The sequence below is a fragment of the Nocardioides sp. NBC_00163 genome (genome assembly GCF_045206295.1).
GTDB lineage: Bacteria > Actinomycetota > Actinomycetes > Propionibacteriales > Nocardioidaceae > Nocardioides.
Genome location: NZ_CP108155.1, coordinates 5625681 through 5642179 on the forward strand (window position 1 = coordinate 5625681; position 16499 = coordinate 5642179).

Consider the following 16499-nt stretch of genomic DNA (forward strand, 5'->3'; position numbering starts at 1 on the left):
ATCAGCCGGTCGCGACCGGGAGGTCGTGGTTGCTCCACTGGCTCCACGAGCCGGGGTAGAGCGCGGCGTCGTAGCCGGCGATCGCCAGGGCAGCGATCTGGTGGGCGGCGGTGACACCGGAGCCGCAGTAGGTGGTCACGGGGGCGCCGGCCTCGACACCGAGCGCGGCGAACCGCGCCCGCAGCTCCTCGACGGGCAGGAACCGGCCGTCAGGTCCGAGGTTGTCGGCGGTCGGCGCGGAGACCGCGCCGGGGATGTGGCCGGCCTTCGGGTCGACGGGCTCGACCTCGCCGCGGTAGCGCTCGGCAGCGCGGGCGTCGAGCAGAAGGCCCTGGTACGCCTCGACCTGCTCGAAAGACAGCAGGGGCAGGTGGCCCGGGGTGAGCGTCACCGTGCCGGGCGCGGGCACGACGTCGTCGGTGGCCAACGGGTGCCCGGTGGAGGTCCAGGCGCCGAGGGCGCCGTCGAGGAGGCGTACGTCGGCGATCCCCGCCCAGCGCAGCAGCCACCAGGCGCGAGCGGCGGAGGTGTTCCCGACGGCGTCGTACGCGACCACGGTGTCACCTGCGGAGATGCCCCACCGGTGAGCGGCTGCCTGCAGGTCCGCGAGCTCGGGCAGCGGGTGGCGGCCGTCGGCGGGCTCGCCGTGGCGGGCCAGCTCGGTGTCGAGGTCGACGTAGACGGCGCCGGGGATGTGGCCCTCGAGGTAGGACTCGTGTCCGGGCGGGCCGCCGAGCTGCCAGCGTACGTCGAGGAGGACCGGGGGCTGGTCGGACGCGAGCGCGGTCGCGAGCTCGTCGGCGTCGATGAGTACGTTCACGGGTGAAGTCTTTCAGGAAAGCGGTCAGGTGCTGGCCCATCCGGCGGCTTCGGCGCTCAGGTGTCGGCAGACGTGGCCGACGGCCGGCGGCGCGCTGGCGCCGGTGACGAGCCAGAGGGTGTTGAGCGGCCCGAGTCTGGGCTCGTGGAGGCGTACGACGGTGCCGTCGGCGAGGGCTCCGTCGACGAGGTAGCGGGGGAGCACCGAGGCGCCGATGCCGGCGACGACGGCGCGCAGGATGCCGCGCAGGTCAGGCAGGACGAGCGCGGTGCGGTTGGTGGGGCGTTCGTCGAACTCGGTGAGCCAGTAGCGCCGGATGATCGGCAGGTCGGGGGAGTAGGCCGCCAGTGGCAGGGCCGCGAGCGCGCGCACCGGGTCGTGTGCCAGCTCGGCGGGATCGACCTGTGCGGCGACCGCCGGCGCCGCGACCAGGAGGAACTCCTCGTCGACCAGCACGGCCGACCGAAGGTGCTCGTCGGCCGGGCGTACGGAGGAGACGACGAGGTCGAGGCCCTCGTCGGCCAGGTCGTCGAGGAGGTCCTGCGCGAGGCCGGTGGTCACCGAGACGTCGAGGCCGTCGCGTACGAGCGGGGCGAGGGCGGGCACGATCCGGGTGGTCATCACGTCGGCGGCACCGCCGATCCGGATGCTCGCGGGGCCGATCGAGGGCTCGGTGCCGACGGCGCCGCGAAGCTGGTCGACCAGCGGCGTGATCCGCGCGGCGAGCGCGTCGGCCCGCCCGGTCGGCACCAGACCGGTGCGGGAGCGCTCGAACAGGGTCGCGCCGAGGTCGTCCTCGAGCTTGCGGATCCGCGCGGTCACCGCGGGCTGGGAGAGGTCGAGGCGACGGGCCGCGCCGCTGATCGACCGCTCCCGGTAGGCGTGCGCGAACGCTTCCCAGAGATCGAGCGAGGTCATAGAAATCATTATGGCCTCATCGGGTGTCCTGGGAGTGAAGTGGGCGACGGTCGTCGTTACGTCATCACCGAACCGAACAAGAAGGAAGAACTTCATGACACGCGTACTGATGGTCGTCTCGGCGGCCGACACCCTCGTCCTCGCCGACGGCACCGAGCACCCGACCGGCTACTGGGCCGAGGAGGTCGCCGCCTCCCACGAGACGCTCGCCGGAGCCGGCGTCGAGATCGACATCGCCACCCCGGCCGGCACGACGCCGACGGTCGACGCGCTCTCGCTCAGCGAGCAGGGCGGCGTTCAGCCCGCGGACGCCGAGCGGTTCCGCGCCTACCTCGAGACCCTCGAGAAGGAACTCGCCCACCCGTTCGATCTCGCCGACATCGACCCGGCCGCGTACGACGCCGTCTACATCCCCGGCGGCCATGCCCCGATGACGGACCTGGTCGAGGACCCCTCGCTCGCCGCGCTCCTGACCGCCACCGACTCCGCCGGCCGACCGGTCGTCGCGCTCTGCCACGGTGTCGCCGGCCTGCTCGCCGCCACCGGCGAGGGCGGCTGGCTCTTCCGCGGCCGCCGGATGACCGGTTTCACCGACACCGAGGAGCAGCAGGGCGGGTACGGCGACAGCATCCCGTTCTCCGTCGAGCAGCGGATGCGTACGGCCGGCGGCATCGTCGAGACCGGCGAGCCCTGGAGTGACACCGTGATCGTCGACGGCACCCTGATCACCGGACAGAACCCGCAGTCCAGCGTCTCGACCGCGAAGGCGCTCCTGGAGCGGCTCGCCTGAACCAGTTGGCCAGGGCTAGGAGGCGACTTCGCCGTCGGTGTCGAAGTCGGCCTCCACGATGGAGCGCTCGAGCTTGCTGAGCAGACGGGCGAGCTCGGCGCGCTCCTCCTTGGTTAGGTGGTGGAGCAGCGCGTTCTCGGCGTGCAGGTGGTCCTCGATCGCGCGGTTGATCACCTCGAGGCCCCGGTCGGTGAGCTGGGAGTAGACGACGCGGCGATCCTCGGCGTCGCGCTGGCGGGTGATGAGCCCCGCTGCCTCGAGGCGGTCGAGCCGGAAGGTCACACCTGCCGAGGAGAGCAGTGAGCCGCTCGCGAGATCGCGGCCGGCCTTGCGGTAGGGCGCGCCTGCTCGGCGCAGTGCGGCAAGGACGTCGAACGAGGCCGAGTTGAGGTCGTGGCGGCCGAAGACCTGGGTCAGGACCGACTGGTAACGCAGGTAGATCCGGTGCACCCGCCCGAACAGCGCGATGGGTGAGGGGTCGAGGTCGGGACGCTCGTGCGCCCACTGGGAGACGATCGCGTCGACCGCGTCATCGCTCCCCGAGGGCTGGTCGGCGCCGGATCCGGTGTCGGTCATGGTCGCAGTGTACGAGTCGGGCCGGGCGTGATGTGACAGGAAGTTAACGCATGAGGGGTTGACGCTCGATCGTGACGCACCGCACACTCTAAGCACTTAACGATTAAGCACTTAGGGATTACTCGTCTGTAGAGTGCTGCGAACCGAAAGTACCCCTCATGGTCAACATCACCCCGGTGCCGCCGGCCGTCACGGCCGAGCAGATCAGTGCCCGGCTCGAGCGGCTGCCCCTCTCGCGCTGGCACGTCAAGACCCGCGTGCTCGTCGGCGTCGCCACCTTCTTCGACGGCTTCGACCAGCTGATGATCGCCTACGCGCTGCCGGTGCTCATCCCGTTCTTCGGCCTCGACCCAGGGATGATCGCCTGGACGATCGCCATCGGCGGCATCGGGATGCTGCTCGGCGCGCTGGCCGGTGGCTGGCTGGCCGACCGGGTCGGCCGAGTGCCGGTCCTCATCGGGTCATTGGTGCTGTACGCCGTCATGAGCCTGCTCATGGCGGGCACCTCCACGCTGTGGATCTTCCTGGTGCTCCGGTTCGTCCAGGGCTTCGGGCTCGGTGCGGAGGTGCCGGTCGCGGCGACGTACATCGGTGAGATCACCCGCGCCCACCGCCGCGGTCGCTTCGTCCTGATCTACGAGCTGATCTTCCCCGCCGGGCTGGTGGCCTCGGCGCTGGTGGCGGCCTGGGTCGTTCCTGCCTTCGGGTGGCGCTGGCTGTTCGCGCTCGGCGCCATCCCGCTGATCCTGGTGCCGTTCATGCGTCGCGTCCCGGAGTCGCCCCGCTGGCTCGCCGCCCGTGGCCGCTTGGAGGAAGCCGACCAGGCGACGCGCCGGATCGAGGCGGAGGTCGCCGCGCAGAAGGGTGAGCTGCCCGCGCCTGCGACCAGCGCGGCGTCGGCGGTACGGCAGGGCCGGGCCCGCCTCTCGGAGCTGTTCCAGGGTGTCTACCTGCGGCGCACGCTGATGTTGGCGACAGCCTGGCTCACGGCGTACTTCGTCAACTACGGGATCGCCGCCTGGCTGCCCACCATCTATGGCCAGGTCTTCCATCTCGACGTCGACACCGCACTGCGCTACAGCGTGGCCACCAGTGTCGCCGGCATCCTCGGCTGCGTCGTCATCGCGCTGACCATCGACATCGTCGGGCGCCGGGTGGCGATCACGGTCGCGATGCTGGGCAGCGCGGCAACCCTGTTCGTGCTCGCCTCGACCGGAGCGACCAGTGCAAGCACCGTCCTGTTCTGGTCGGCTGCCTCGGCGATGTGCATCTTCGCGGTCAACCTCGCGCTGTACGTCTACACCGCCGAGCTCTATCCGACCCGGATGCGGGCGCTGGGTGTCAGTGTCGGTGGGGCTTTCGGCAGGCTCGGCATCATCGTCGGCCCGCTGGTCGTCGGCGGCCTGATCGGCCGCGGGTTCTCGATCGCCGACGTGTTCATCGTGATGGGTGCGGTCGCTGTCGTCGGCGCGCTCACCACGGCCGTCTTCGCGGTGGAGACCCGGGAGCGTACGTTGGAGGAGATCTCCCAGTGAACGCTCTGGATCTGACGGACGTGGTCGTTCCGGCCGACGAGATCCTGGTCGCGGGGGAGTGGCGTCGCGGCGGCGGATCGGGGTCGCAGAGCATCGACCCCGCCGACGGCAGCGTGATCACGACGGTGCACCACGCCTCGGAGGCTGATGTCGACGAGGCGGTCACCCGCGGAGCGGAGGCCGCCGCCGCGTGGGGCAGGCGGCTCCCGCACGAGCGGGCGCGCCACCTGCACCGGATCGCCGACGGGATCGAGGGATCGGCGGAGCGTCTCGCCCGGCTGCAGACCCGCGACACCGGCAAGACGCTGACCGAGACCTCCGCCCTCGTGGCGAGCGCGGCCGGGACCTTCCGCTACATGGCCTCCGCGCTGGAGACCTTCGACGAGGAGCTCACCACGCAGCGCGGCCCGTCGCTCACGATGAGCGTGCACGAGCCGATCGGTGTCATCGGCGCCATCACGCCCTGGAACTCGCCGATCGCCAGTGACGCCCAGAAGATCGCGCCGGCCCTCGCAGCGGGCAACGCCGTCGTGCTCAAGCCGGCCGAGTGGACGCCGCTGGTCTCGCTCGCCCTGGGTCGCATCATCACCGAGTCCGGGCTTCCGTCCGGCCTGGTCTCAGTGCTGCCCGGTCGGGGATCGGTCGTCGGGGACGCCATCGTGCGCCATTCCGGCGTCGGCAAGGTCTCCTTCACCGGAGGGACGACGACCGGACGCCTCATCGCCCATGCCGCGGCCGACAAGCTGATGCCGGTGACACTCGAGCTGGGCGGCAAGTCCCCGACCATCGTCTTCGAGGACGCCGACGTCGAGGCCGCGATCGCCGGGATCCTGTTCGGCATCTACTCCAGCTCCGGGCAGAGCTGCATCGCCGGATCGAGGTTGTTCCTGCCCTCCGCCCGTGCCGAGGAGTTCCTCGAACGCCTGGTCAAGGCCGTCGCGCGCCTGCGCATCGGCCATGGGCTCGACCCGCTCACCCAGGTGGCGCCGCTGGTCCATCACCGGCATCGCGACAGCGTGGCGGGCCACGTCACCCGTGCCCGTGCGGCCGGCGGGGAGGTGCTGGTCGGTGGCGAGGTTCCCGAAGGGGACGCGTACGCCGCCGGCGCCTACTACCGACCGACCGTCATCGCCGGCCTGGACAACTCTTCCCCGACCTGCCAGGAGGAGATCTTCGGCCCGGTCCTCTCGGTGCTCACCTATGACGACGAGGACGACCTGGTCGCCCGCGCGAACGACTCGGTCTACGGGCTGGCGTGCGGCTTGTGGACCAGTGACTACCGGACGGCCTGGCGGGTGGCCCGCCGGATCGACGCCGGCACGGTGTGGATCAACACCTACAAGCAGTTCAGCATCTCCACCCCGTTCAGCGGGATGAAGGAGAGCGGCCTCGGCACCGAGAAGGGCCGTCGCGGCATCGCGGAGTACACGCGCCAGAAGAGCCTCTACTGGGGACTCGACGAGGCGCCGCACCCCTGGGCCGGCTGACCGGACTCCGAAGGTGATCTGGGCCACGGTTTCCCCTTGACATGAAAAAGCCTAAGCGCTTAAATATTAACCACTAAGAGAAAGGGGTCGGGATGTCGATCGCCACACTGCACTCACTGCGCAGCGTCCAGCTGCAGGTGCCGACGCTCACCGAGTCGACGGACTTCTACTCCGAGGTCTGGGGCCTCTCGGTCATCGAGCAGGACCACGACGACACCTGGCTGCGGGGCACGGGGGAGAACCACCACGTCCTGCACCTGACCCGCGCGGCGCGGAACGGTCTCGGCGCCATCTCGTTCGCGGTGCGTACGCCGGCCGAGGTCGACGAGGCTGCCCGCCGGCTCGCGCTCCGTGGGATCCCGATGCTCACCGAGCCAGGCGCCCTGGACCAGGCGGGCGGCGGCTACGGCATCCGCTTCGCCGACCCGGAGGGCCGAGTGATCGAGCTCGTCGCCGACGTCCACGCGGTGAAGCCGCTCGACCAGGACCGCCCGGTCCCGATCGGAGTGACGCACGTCGTGCTCAACACGGTCGACATCGACCGCGCGGTGGCGTTCTACACCGACGTCCTCGGGATGCGCGTCTCCGACTGGTCCGAGCACCAGATGGCGTTCCTGCGCTGCAACACCGATCACCACAGCATCGCGTTCAACCAGGCCGCGTGGACCTCGGTCAACCACGTCGCCTACGAGATGCCGAGCATGGACCACTTCATGCGGGGCATCGGCTCGCTCAAGCAGCAGGGCGTCACCCCGCTGTGGGGCCCCGGCCGCCATGGGCCGGGCAACAACACCTTCTCCTACTTCGCCGACCCCGCGGGGCTCGTGTGCGAGTACACCTCCGACGTCGCCCAGGTCGTCGAGGACCAGTGGCTGTGCAAGGTGTGGCGCAGGGTTCCCGAGCTCTCCGATCTGTGGGGAACCGCAGGCCCTCCGTCGAAGGACGTACGCCGCCACATGGCCGGCATCGAGGACGCGGGTGTCTTCGCCGACCGTCCCGACCTGGCCGCTTCGTACGCCCCGACGCAGGCCCGCGACCTGGTGGAGGCGGTCCGATGACGAAGGTCAGCATCATCGGCGCCGGCGCCATCGGCCGCCCCGTGATCGAGGCCCTGGTGGCTGGAGCGGTCCAGGACATCGAGGTCGTGGGAGTCGTCAACGACACCCCTGTCGGCGAGTGCCCGGTGCCCCAGATCAGGCTCGCCAAGGCGATCGAGACCAGCGACGTGATCGTCGAGTGCGCAGGTCAGGCGGTCGTCTCGCGGCACGGGGCGGAGATCCTCGAGGCCGGGCGCGACCTGCTCATCACCTCGGCCGGTGCGCTGGCCGACCAGGAGCTGGTCGCCACGCTCAGCGCGACAGGCCCGGGGCGGATGTTCATCACCTCCGGTGCCATCGGCGGCATCGACCTGCTGGTCAGCGCCGCCAGCCACGGTGCCGTGCACCGCGCGTCGGTGACCACCACCAAGCTGCCCGCGACCCTGCTGCAGCCGTGGATGGACGACGAGACCCAGGAACGGGTCCGTGCCACCACCGAGCCGACCACCATCTTCGAGGGATCCGCCGCGGAGGCCGCGCGCTACTTCCCGCGCTCGCTCAACGTCGCGGCCACCGTCGGGCTCGCCGTCGGCGACCTGGAGCTGGTCGAGGTCCGCCTGGTGGCTGACCCGGGCGCCGAGCTGACCAGCCATGTCATCGAGGCCGACGCGGACGCGGGCAGCTACCGGTTCGAGATCCGCAACCATCCCTCGGCCGCCAACCCGCGTACCAGTGGCGTCGTCTCGCGCGCCGTGGTCCGGTCCCTGTCCATGCTCGTCGGCCGCCCGGTCGGCGCGGTGAGCATCATCTGAGGCCCCGATGACCACCACCACGCTCCGTGCCACCCGGGTCCACGTCGAGGACATCGGCAACGGTCCGACTCTGCTGTGCCTGCACGGCATCGGATCCAGCTCGGCCTCGTTCGCGCCCCAGGTCGCGGCGCTCGCCGGCGAGTTCCGGCTGCTGGCCTGGGACGCACCCGGCTACGCCCGCTCCGCCGACCCCGAGGCCGATCTCGACCTCGACGGCTTCGCCGACGCGGCGGCCGCCGTCATCGAGGAGTACGCAGCACACGGCCCCGTCCACGTCCTGGGTGTCTCCTGGGGCGGTGTCATCGCGGTCCGGTTGGCGTCACGCCACCCCGGGCTCGTCCGCAGCCTCGTGCTCGCTGACGCGAGCCGGGGGTCCGCCACCGCTCCGGAGAAGGCGACGGCGATGCGTGGCCGGGCCGCCGAGCTCGACAGCGCGGGCAGTGCCGACTTCGCCGCCCAGCGCGGCCCACGGCTCGTCAGCGCCGAGGCCCCCAACGACCTCGTCGGCCGGGTCGTCGCGACGATGCGGGACTCGATCCGGCTCCCGGGCTACGGCCTGGCTGCCGAGTCGATGGCCGCCACCGATCTCACCGCCGAGCTCGCCGCGATCGACACACCGACGCTCGTGCTCTGCGGAGACCAGGACCAGGTCACCGGGATCACCGAGTCGCAGGCGCTCGCCGGCGGCATCACCGATGCCGTCCTGGTGACGCTGCGCGGCGCCGGCCACCTGGCCAACCAGGAGTCACCCGAGGCGTTCAACGCCTGGCTCTCCTCCTTCGTCGGGATCGTCGAGCGCCTCTACGGCTGACACCCCGACCACCAGAAAACCCGAGAACGAACACACCGAGAACGAACACAGCAAGAAAGGAACGACCCCATGTCGATCACCCAGCAGCCCCTCACGTACGAGACGGCCGAGAGCCTGGAGGAGTTCACCGACTCCATCATCCTGACTCGCGCCTCGCGCCACGAGGACTGGGACACCCTCGGCTTCCAGGCGAAGGCCGGCGACCAGTTCAAGCGTGCCCAGGTCCGCTATGTCGGCTCCGGCGCGACCGGCAACCACGAGAACGACAACCGCACCATCAAGTCCCAGGGCTTCACCTTCTCCAACATGCTGCTGCCTCCGGGCGGTGAGGGCCCCGAGCACACCCACCACGACGCCGAGGAGGCCTTCTTCGTCCTCGAGGGTGAGGTCGAGGTCGGCGTGCACCGCGACGGCCAGGTCGTCAAGCGCACCCTCGGCTACCGCGACATGATCGTGGTGCCGGCCGGCGTGCCGCGGAGCCTGAAGAACAACGGCGACACCGACGCGCTCTTCTGCGTCATCATCGGTGCCCAGAAGCCGCAGGTCCCGACGTACCCGGAGACCTCCGCGATGCACGGCGTCACCCGGGACTGACCCATGAGTCTCGACGGTGCAACGGTTCTGGTCACGGGCGCGGGTCGCGGCCTCGGGCTGGCGATCTCGCGGCGCCTGGCCCAGGCCGGTGCCCGGGTCTGGCTCGCCGATATCCGCGAAGACTGGCTGGAGGCGGCCGGAGCCGCGCTCCGCGCGGAGGGGTACGCAGCCTCGACCGTCCCGGTCGACGTCACCGACCACGCGTCGGTGCGGGCGATGGTGAAGGAGACCGGGCCGGTCTACGGCCTCGTCAACAACGCCGCCCGCGCCGACGGGGTCGGCGGCAAGCCGGTCCACGAGATCGACCCCGCCGAGTGGGACTCGCTGATGGCGGTCAACCTGCGCGGCCCCTGGCTGGTCAGCCGCGAGGTCGTCCCGGGGATGATCGAATCCGGAGTCGGCCGGGTCCTCAACATCGGCTCGGACTCGGCGCTCTACGGCTCGGCGAACCTCGCCCACTACATCGCCTCCAAGGGCGGTCTCGCGGCGCTGACCCGGGCGATGGCGCGCGATCTCGGCCCGTACGGGATCACCGTCAACACCCTGGCGGCCGGCCTGACCACCACCGAGGCCGCGCAGCAGATCCCCGAGCATCGCCACCAGCTCTACCGCGACAACCGGGCACTGACCCGGGACCAGGAGCCCACCGACGTCGTCGGGGCCGCGGCCTTCCTGCTCGGCCCCGAGGCCGCGTACATCACCGGCCAGCAGCTCGTCGTCGACGGCGGCTTCGTCTTCCACTGACGGTTTCACCGACGGTTTCACTGACAGGACCAGGACCATGGATCTCCACCTCGCCGATCGCACCGTGCTCGTCACGGGAGGCAGCTCAGGCGTCGGTCTCGCGACCGTCGCCACCCTCCTCGAGGAGGGCGCGAACGTCATCACCTGCGCCCGCCGTCTCGACGTGCTCGAGAAGGCGCTCGCCGATCTCGGTGCCCCCGCCGACCGGGTGCTCGCGATGAGCTGCGACGTACGCGACGCCGACCAGGTGAACGCGCTGGTCGAGGCGGGCGTGGCCCGGTTCGGCGGGATCGACGGGCTGGTCAACAACGCCGGCCAGTCCCGGATGCTCGGGCTCGACAGGGCGACCGTCGCGGACTTCCGCGACGAGCTCGACCTCAAGTTCGGCGGTGTCCTCAACGTCACCGGGGCCGCGTTGCCGTACCTGCGCGCCTCCGACGCCGCCGCGATCGTGACGATCAACGCGGTGCTCGCCCGCCAGCCCGAGCCGCGCCTGGTCACCACCTCGGCCGCGCGCGCCGGCCTGCTCAACCTGACCAAGTCGATGGCCTCCGAGTACGCGCCCGACGTCCGGGTCAACAGCGTCTGCCTCGGGCTGATCGACACCGGCCAGTGGCGCCGGCGCTTCGAGGCGGACGAGCACGCGGCCTCGTACGAGGCTTTCGAGCGTGAGCTCGCCGACGACCGCGGCATCTCGCTGGGCCGGTTCGGCCGTGCCGAGGAGGTCGCCTCGATGGTCGTGACCCTGTTGTCCCCGCGAGCGTCCTATGTAACGGGCGCGGCGCTCGACGTGTGTGGCGGCGTTGCCCGCTACGTGGCCTGAGGAGCCTGTGATGACCAACCTGACCGCTGCCCCCGCAGCCGACGTGGTGACGTACGCCGACGGTGGCGCCCTGCTCGTATCGGTGCTCCGTGAGGTGGGCGTCGACACCGTCTTCGGCGTCATCTCCGTGCACAACCTGCCGCTCGTCGAGGCGGTCTCGCGCGAGCTGCGGTTCGTGCCGGTCCGCCACGAGGCGAGCGCCGTCAACGCGGCCGACGGCTACGCCCGGGCGACCGGCGGCCTCGGCTGTGCCCTGACCAGCACCGGCACCGGCGCGGGCAACGCGGCCGGCTCGCTGATCGAGTCGCTGAGCTCGGCCACCTCCGTGCTGCACGTGACCGGGCAGGTCGAGTCGGCCTACCTCGGCTCCGGGCGCGGCTTCATCCACGAGACCAAGGACCAGCTCGGCATGCTCCGGGCGGTCTCGCTCGACGCCGTCTCGGTGCCGTCGCTCGACGACTCCGCCGGCATCCTGCGTGCCGCGGCCGACCGGGCGCTCGGTGGACCCGGCCGGGCCGGTGGTCCAGTGAGCGTCGAGTGGCCCATCGACCTGCAGTACCTGCCGCAGCGCGAGGTCGTCACTCCCGTCCCCGAGGTGCCGGCAGTTTCGCCGACGCTCGCGGGTCTCGATGCGCTGATCGAGCTCGTCGCGGCGGCCGAGCGGCCGCTGATCTGGGCCGGTGGCGGCGTCGCCGGGGCCGGAACGGCGCTCACCGAACTCATCGAGACCTGGGGCGCGGGACTGCTGACGTCCAACTCCGGCCGCGGTGCGGTCCCCGAGGACCACCCCCTGGTGGTCGGCAACTACGGCGCCACTCCCGGCGGCGGCGAGCTGCTCGCCGAGGCCGACCTGCTGCTCAGCATCGGCACCCACTTCCGCTCCAACGAGACCCGCGACTACGACCTCGTCCTGCCCGCGGTGCACGTCCAGGTCGATCTCGACCCGGCCGCGCTCGGGCGGGTCTTCCCGATCGCCGCCGGCGTGGCCGCGGATGCCCGCGACGTGCTGCCCACGATCACCGCCGCCGTGCGCGAGCGCGGTGACGTCTCGCAGGAGTGGCGCGCCCGGGTGACCCGGGCACGCGAGGACGTACGCGCCACCCAGCGCGAAGGGCTCGGCGACCACGCCGTGCTCGCCGACGCCCTGCGCTCCGCGCTTCCGCGCCGGTCGGTGCTCGCCCGAGACGTCACGATCGCGTCCTCGTCCTGGGGCAACCGGCTCTTCGAGATCTACGATCCCCGCGACAACGTCTTCCCACGCGGCGGCGGCATCGGTCAGGGCCTCGGCATGGGGCTCGGTGCCGCCATGGGCCGCCCCGACGAGCCGACCGTGGTCATCGCCGGTGACGGCGGCCTGGCCGTACATCTCGGTGAGCTGCTCACCCTCGCCCAGGAGCGACCGTGGCTGGTGCTGCTCGTCTTCAACGACGGCGGGTACGGCGTACTCCGCAACATGCAGGAGGCCCGCGGCGTCGACCGCGCCGGCGTCGACCTGACCACCCCCGACTTCGCCGGGCTCGCGGGCGCGCTCGGGCTGCCCTACCAGCGGATCGGCACTGCGGCCGAGGCCGCGACCGAGCTCGGGCGGGCCGTCGCCCGACGCGGGCCGGTGCTCGTCGAGGTCGACCTGGAGTCCTTCGGCCCGATGCCGCGGCCGTTCACCCCACCGGTCAAGGTTCCCGACCCGACCACGAGGAGGTCGTCATGAGTGTCGCCACCGAGGAGCAGGAGCTGGAGCTCCTGGTCAAGCAGATGACCCTGGAGGCCGACGGCGTACTGTCGCTGCGGCTCGTCCACCCCGGCGGCGATCCGCTGCCGGAGTGGAGCCCGGGAGCCCATGTCGACCTGACCCTCAAGGGGTCCCTGGTGCGGCAGTACTCGCTGTGCGGCGATCCGGCCGACCGGAGCAGCTACCGGGTTGCGGTGCTGCGTGAGCAGGCCGCCCTCGGCGGCTCGGAGTACGTTCACGAGGGGCTGCGCCCCGGACACCGGCTGCGCGTGGTCGGTCCCCGCAACAACTTCGACTTCCTCCCCGCCAAGAAGCATGTCTTCGTCGCCGGCGGCATCGGGATCACCCCGCTGCTCGCGATGCTCACCGAGGCCGAGCGGCAGCGCACCGACTGGGAGCTGTGGTACGGCGGCCGCCGTGAGGACTCGATGGCGTTCCTCGACGAGCTGGCTGTGTACGGCGACCGGGTGAAGGTCATTCCGGAGGAGACCCACGGCCGGCTCGACCTGGCCACCGCGCTGCCGGCGCCCGACCCCGGGACGCTCGTCTACTGCTGCGGACCCGAGGGGTTGCTCGCCGCCGTCGAGGAGCACGCCACCGGCTGGCCCGAGGGGACGCTCCAGGTCGAGCGCTTCAGGGCCAAGCAGATCGAGGTCGACCCCGACGGCGAGCAGCCGATCTCCGTGGACTGCCGCCGCTCGGGCCGGGTCGTGCAGGTGCCTGCCGACGTACCGGTCATCGACGCCCTCGAGGGAGCCGGGATCACGGTCTCGAGCTCCTGCCGCGACGGCATCTGCGGCACCTGCGAGACCAAGGTGCTGGCCGGCACCCCCGACCATCGCGACTCCCTGCTCAGCGACACCGAGCAGGCGGCCGGAACCACCATGATGATCTGCGTCTCCCGGGCGCGGACCCCAGAGCTGGCGCTCGACATCTGACGTGCCACATCGACTGCGTTGACTGCACAGAGGGAGAACAGAGGAATGGGCTATCTACAGCCGGTCCAGGCGGCGGTCGCCGAGACGACCCCGTGGGAGACCAAGCTCGCCGGTGCCATCGAAGAGGTCTTCGGGGGCGGCCGGCACGACCTGCCGGGTCTCGTCGACGGGCTCAACGAGCTCGGCATCCCGGCTCCCGGTGGTGGTCAGTGGACACCCGAGGGATTCACGACAGCGATCGCCGAGCTCGCCGCGGCGGGGAAGCAGGAGGACTGAGCCATGGGACCGATGGTGAAACGACAGTTGAGCGCGGAGCAGATCCTCGCGACCGGCCTGCGCAACCAGTGGTACGCGATCTGCCCCTCCGACATGGTGCCGCAGGGTGGCGTCCACCGGGTGCGCCGGCTCGGGATCGACTGGGTGCTGTTCCGGGAGTCCGACGGCACCCTGCGGATGCTCGAGGACCGCTGCCCCCACCGCGGCGCGCCGCTCTCGCAGGGACAGCACCTCGGCAGCAAGATCGCCTGCGCCTACCACGGCGTCCAGGTCGACGGCACCGGCAAGGTCGTCTCGGTGCCCGGTCTGCCCGGGTGCAACCTGGAAGGGAAGACGCTGGTCCCCAGCCCGCCGCTGCAGGAGCTGGGCGGCGCGATCCTCGCCTACATCGGCGACGAGCAGCACCCCGACCCCGCCCCGGTCGCCCTGCCTGACCCGCTGGTGGACGAGGAGGTCTCCTCGTTCCTCTGCTACGCCGAGTGGGACACCCCGTGGCGCTACGCCATGGAGAACCTGCTCGACCCGATGCACGGCGCCTTCCTGCACCGCGAGTCCCACTCGATGTTCGGAGGTGACATCGAGGCGCGGTTCCGGATCCGCGAGACCGACCGCGGGTTCTTCTTTGAGAAGACCGACCAGGTTGGCGTGAACTTCGACTGGGTCGAGTTCTGCCGCACCGGCATCGACTGGGTCGACCTCTCCATCCCGTACCCGCCGACCGCCGGCCCCGGCGGCTCGTTCGGCATCGTCGGCATGGGCACCCCGATCGACGCGGGCACCACCGCGGTGTTCTTCTGGCGCTACCGCAAGGTCAGCGGCTGGGAGCGCGACGTGTGGCGCTTCCTCTACCGCACCAAGCTCGAGGCCCGCCACTGGCACGTGCTCGAGCAGGACCGGGTCATGCTGGAGGCCATGGCCGACGACGCCGACCAGGCCGAGAACCTCTACCAGCACGACCTCGGTGTCGTCCGGCTGCGCAGGCTCTACAAGAAGCTCGCCGAGGAGCAGGCGGCAGCGCTTGCGCCGGTGCCGGCCGGGCGCGCCTGAGGCGAGCCCGGCCGGGTCGGTCAGCGGACCGGAGCACCCGGGCCGAGCGGGATGCCGAGGGCCCACCAGAGGAAGAACAGTGCGGTCCAGGCGAGGCTCATCGCGATGGCCAGCGGCAGGGTGTACGAGGCGAGGGTGCCGATGCCGGCGTCCTTGCGGTAGCGCTGCAGGAAGCCGAGGGCCATCACGAAGTACGGGCTCATCGGGGTGATCGCGGTGGAGCCGGAGTCGGCGATCCGGAAGAGCGCCTGGGTGGTCTCCGGAGGCACCGAGAGCAGCATCAGCATCGGCACCAGGACGGGCGCGGCGATGGACCACATCGCGGAGCCGCTGGTGACCATGATGTTGACGATGCTGAGGAGCGCCAGGACGAGCAGGAAGACCACCCACACCGGGATGTTGCTGGTCTCCAGGGCCTCGGCGGAGTTGACCGCGAGCACGTCGCCGAGGTGGGACCACTCGAAGTACGCCAAGAACTGGGCGATCGCGAAGAAGAGCACCAGCACCGGCGCCATCTGCTTGATCCCCTGGCCCATCAGCGCCGGCACGTCGCCGGCCTTGGTGATGGAACCGGACAGCGTGCCGTAGACGGTGCCGGCGAGGCCGAAGAGAACTGCGACGATCGCGGCGATGCCGGTGAGGAACGGCGACTCGGTCAGCGACCCGTCCTCGCCGCGTAGGGGAGAGGACGGCGGGATCACGACGGCGGCGACGACCACGATCGCGACCAGCAGGCTCAGCATGGACCAGCGCAGCGCCCGGCGCTCACGGCCGTCGAGCTCGAGGGAGCCGAAGTCGCCGTCGTCAGCGTCCTCGTCGGCGTCGAGGTCGGGCCGCTTGGAGAGGACGAACTTGGTCATCAGGGTGATCACCGCGGCCAGCAGCAGCGAGGAGGCGATGTTGAAGAACCAGTTGCTGACGGGGGAGACGTACGCGCTCTCGTCGACGATCTGGGCCGCGGCGGTGGTGATGCCGGCGAAGATCGCGTCGTTGGGCGTGGGGATCGGGCTGGCGTCGTACCCGCTGGCGATCGCGGTGTAGGCGACCACGATCCCGAGGATCGGGGAGCGCCCCACGGCTCGGAAGGCGAGGCCGCCGAGCGGGACCAGGATGATGTACGCAGCGGCCGAGGCCACGTGGGCGACGGTTCCGGTGAACGCGACGGCGAAGACCACCCAGCCGACGGGCACCCGGGAGATGCCGGTCTTCATCGCGGCGGTGAGGAACCCGGTGCGCTCGGCGACGGCCACACCCATGATGACCACGACGATGGTCGCCATCGGCGGGAACTCGGCGAAGTTGGAGACCATCGTGGAGACCGCCATCGCCAGGCCCTCACCGCTGAGCAGGCTCTGTACGACGACCTCCTCCCCGTCGCTGGGGGAGATTACCGAGACGCCGGCGGCGGCGCAGATCGCGCTGATCACGGCGAGGATCGCGGCGAGGATCCAGAAGAGCCAGAACGGGTGCGGCAGGGCGTTGCCGACGCGCTCGATCACGCCCATGGCGCGGATGATCCACGGCAGCCTGTCGCTGCCGGTGGGGGTGGTGGTGCTGGTCAT

At 70.9% G+C, this 16499-nt stretch carries 17 protein-coding genes; 13 read left to right on the forward strand and 4 right to left on the reverse strand.

Translation table 11 applies throughout. The features are described 5' to 3' along the window. Position 1: 1 nt before the first annotated feature. Together OG801_RS26910 and OG801_RS26915 are read right to left on the reverse strand one after the other, a co-directional pair. Positions 2 to 820, reverse strand: coding sequence for a sulfurtransferase (locus OG801_RS26910; RefSeq protein WP_406032092.1), 819 nt, complete (start codon positions 818 to 820; stop codon positions 2 to 4). 24 nt (positions 821 to 844) lie between these two features. Continuing rightward, complete coding sequence (locus OG801_RS26915; RefSeq protein WP_406032093.1) at positions 845 to 1738, reverse strand: LysR family transcriptional regulator; 894 nt, start codon at positions 1736 to 1738, stop codon at positions 845 to 847. 94 nt (positions 1739 to 1832) lie between these two features. Between OG801_RS26915 and OG801_RS26920 the strand changes: the two genes are divergently transcribed. Then, positions 1833 to 2528: a type 1 glutamine amidotransferase domain-containing protein gene (locus tag OG801_RS26920; RefSeq protein WP_406032094.1), complete on the forward strand. Its 696-nt coding sequence runs from the start codon at positions 1833 to 1835 to the stop codon at positions 2526 to 2528. A 15-nt stretch (positions 2529 to 2543) separates the two neighbouring features. On the opposite strand, the gene OG801_RS26925 is transcribed toward OG801_RS26920, so the two are convergent. Beyond that, entirely contained in the window at positions 2544 to 3104 is a 561-nt protein-coding gene (locus OG801_RS26925; RefSeq protein WP_355017002.1) for a MarR family transcriptional regulator, read from the reverse strand. 158 nt (positions 3105 to 3262) lie between these two features. Here OG801_RS26925 and OG801_RS26930 point away from each other — a divergent pair, with 158 nt between their 5' ends. The 12 genes from OG801_RS26930 (at position 3263) to OG801_RS26985 (ending at position 14937) form a co-directional block, all read left to right on the forward strand. Then, positions 3263 to 4639, forward strand: a complete 1377-nt coding sequence (locus tag OG801_RS26930; protein WP_406032095.1) for an MFS transporter — start codon at positions 3263 to 3265, stop codon at positions 4637 to 4639. Continuing rightward, positions 4636 to 6126: an aldehyde dehydrogenase gene (locus tag OG801_RS26935; RefSeq protein WP_406032096.1), complete on the forward strand. Its 1491-nt coding sequence runs from the start codon at positions 4636 to 4638 to the stop codon at positions 6124 to 6126. Before OG801_RS26930 ends, OG801_RS26935 begins: the two co-directional genes overlap by 4 nt. A gap of 92 nt (positions 6127 to 6218) precedes the next feature. Further along, on the forward strand, positions 6219 to 7184 hold the full coding sequence (locus OG801_RS26940) for a VOC family protein (RefSeq protein WP_406032097.1): 966 nt from the start codon (positions 6219 to 6221) through the stop codon (positions 7182 to 7184). Continuing rightward, on the forward strand, positions 7181 to 7975 hold the full coding sequence (locus OG801_RS26945; protein ID WP_406032098.1) for an aspartate dehydrogenase domain-containing protein: 795 nt from the start codon (positions 7181 to 7183) through the stop codon (positions 7973 to 7975). The genes OG801_RS26940 and OG801_RS26945 overlap by 4 nt, the downstream gene beginning before the upstream one ends. Before the next feature lie 7 nt (positions 7976 to 7982). Next, the gene (locus tag OG801_RS26950; RefSeq protein ID WP_406032099.1) at positions 7983 to 8786 is read left to right on the forward strand and encodes an alpha/beta fold hydrolase; all 804 of its coding nucleotides are present in this window, start codon (positions 7983 to 7985) and stop codon (positions 8784 to 8786) included. A 69-nt stretch (positions 8787 to 8855) separates the two neighbouring features. Beyond that, positions 8856 to 9380: a cupin domain-containing protein gene (locus OG801_RS26955; protein WP_091047114.1), complete on the forward strand. Its 525-nt coding sequence runs from the start codon at positions 8856 to 8858 to the stop codon at positions 9378 to 9380. A 3-nt stretch (positions 9381 to 9383) separates the two neighbouring features. After that, entirely contained in the window at positions 9384 to 10124 is a 741-nt protein-coding gene (locus OG801_RS26960) for a 3-oxoacyl-ACP reductase family protein (RefSeq protein ID WP_406032100.1), read from the forward strand. Positions 10125 to 10161: 37 nt separating this feature from the next. Beyond that, on the forward strand, positions 10162 to 10947 hold the full coding sequence (locus OG801_RS26965) for an SDR family oxidoreductase (protein ID WP_406032101.1): 786 nt from the start codon (positions 10162 to 10164) through the stop codon (positions 10945 to 10947). Between the two features lie 10 nt (positions 10948 to 10957). After that, positions 10958 to 12655: a thiamine pyrophosphate-binding protein gene (locus OG801_RS26970; RefSeq protein WP_406032102.1), complete on the forward strand. Its 1698-nt coding sequence runs from the start codon at positions 10958 to 10960 to the stop codon at positions 12653 to 12655. Further along, positions 12652 to 13614: a PDR/VanB family oxidoreductase gene (locus OG801_RS26975; RefSeq protein WP_406032103.1), complete on the forward strand. Its 963-nt coding sequence runs from the start codon at positions 12652 to 12654 to the stop codon at positions 13612 to 13614. Before OG801_RS26970 ends, OG801_RS26975 begins: the two co-directional genes overlap by 4 nt. Before the next feature lie 45 nt (positions 13615 to 13659). Further along, entirely contained in the window at positions 13660 to 13890 is a 231-nt protein-coding gene (locus tag OG801_RS26980) for a recombinase-like helix-turn-helix domain-containing protein (protein ID WP_355017012.1), read from the forward strand. Positions 13891 to 13905: 15 nt separating this feature from the next. Next, on the forward strand, positions 13906 to 14937 hold the full coding sequence (locus OG801_RS26985) for a Rieske 2Fe-2S domain-containing protein (RefSeq protein WP_406032104.1): 1032 nt from the start codon (positions 13906 to 13908) through the stop codon (positions 14935 to 14937). A gap of 20 nt (positions 14938 to 14957) precedes the next feature. Here the strand turns inward: OG801_RS26985 and OG801_RS26990 are convergent, their stop codons facing one another. Further along, entirely contained in the window at positions 14958 to 16499 is a 1542-nt protein-coding gene (locus OG801_RS26990) for an AbgT family transporter (RefSeq protein WP_406032105.1), read from the reverse strand.

Coding starts and splice junctions, on each gene's coding strand:
- OG801_RS26920 (WP_406032094.1), top strand. CDS start 1,833: ATGACACGCGTACTGATGGTCGTCTCGGCGGCCGACACCCTCGTCCTC.
- OG801_RS26990 (WP_406032105.1), bottom strand. CDS start 16,499: ATGACCAGCACCACCACCCCCACCGGCAGCGACAGGCTGCCGTGGATC.
- OG801_RS26940 (WP_406032097.1), top strand. CDS start 6,219: ATGTCGATCGCCACACTGCACTCACTGCGCAGCGTCCAGCTGCAGGTG.
- OG801_RS26975 (WP_406032103.1), top strand. CDS start 12,652: ATGAGTGTCGCCACCGAGGAGCAGGAGCTGGAGCTCCTGGTCAAGCAG.
- OG801_RS26945 (WP_406032098.1), top strand. CDS start 7,181: ATGACGAAGGTCAGCATCATCGGCGCCGGCGCCATCGGCCGCCCCGTG.
- OG801_RS26925 (WP_355017002.1), bottom strand. CDS start 3,104: ATGACCGACACCGGATCCGGCGCCGACCAGCCCTCGGGGAGCGATGAC.
- OG801_RS26965 (WP_406032101.1), top strand. CDS start 10,162: ATGGATCTCCACCTCGCCGATCGCACCGTGCTCGTCACGGGAGGCAGC.
- OG801_RS26955 (WP_091047114.1), top strand. CDS start 8,856: ATGTCGATCACCCAGCAGCCCCTCACGTACGAGACGGCCGAGAGCCTG.
- OG801_RS26970 (WP_406032102.1), top strand. CDS start 10,958: ATGACCAACCTGACCGCTGCCCCCGCAGCCGACGTGGTGACGTACGCC.
- OG801_RS26980 (WP_355017012.1), top strand. CDS start 13,660: ATGGGCTATCTACAGCCGGTCCAGGCGGCGGTCGCCGAGACGACCCCG.
- OG801_RS26915 (WP_406032093.1), bottom strand. CDS start 1,738: ATGACCTCGCTCGATCTCTGGGAAGCGTTCGCGCACGCCTACCGGGAG.
- OG801_RS26950 (WP_406032099.1), top strand. CDS start 7,983: ATGACCACCACCACGCTCCGTGCCACCCGGGTCCACGTCGAGGACATC.
- OG801_RS26930 (WP_406032095.1), top strand. CDS start 3,263: ATGGTCAACATCACCCCGGTGCCGCCGGCCGTCACGGCCGAGCAGATC.
- OG801_RS26960 (WP_406032100.1), top strand. CDS start 9,384: ATGAGTCTCGACGGTGCAACGGTTCTGGTCACGGGCGCGGGTCGCGGC.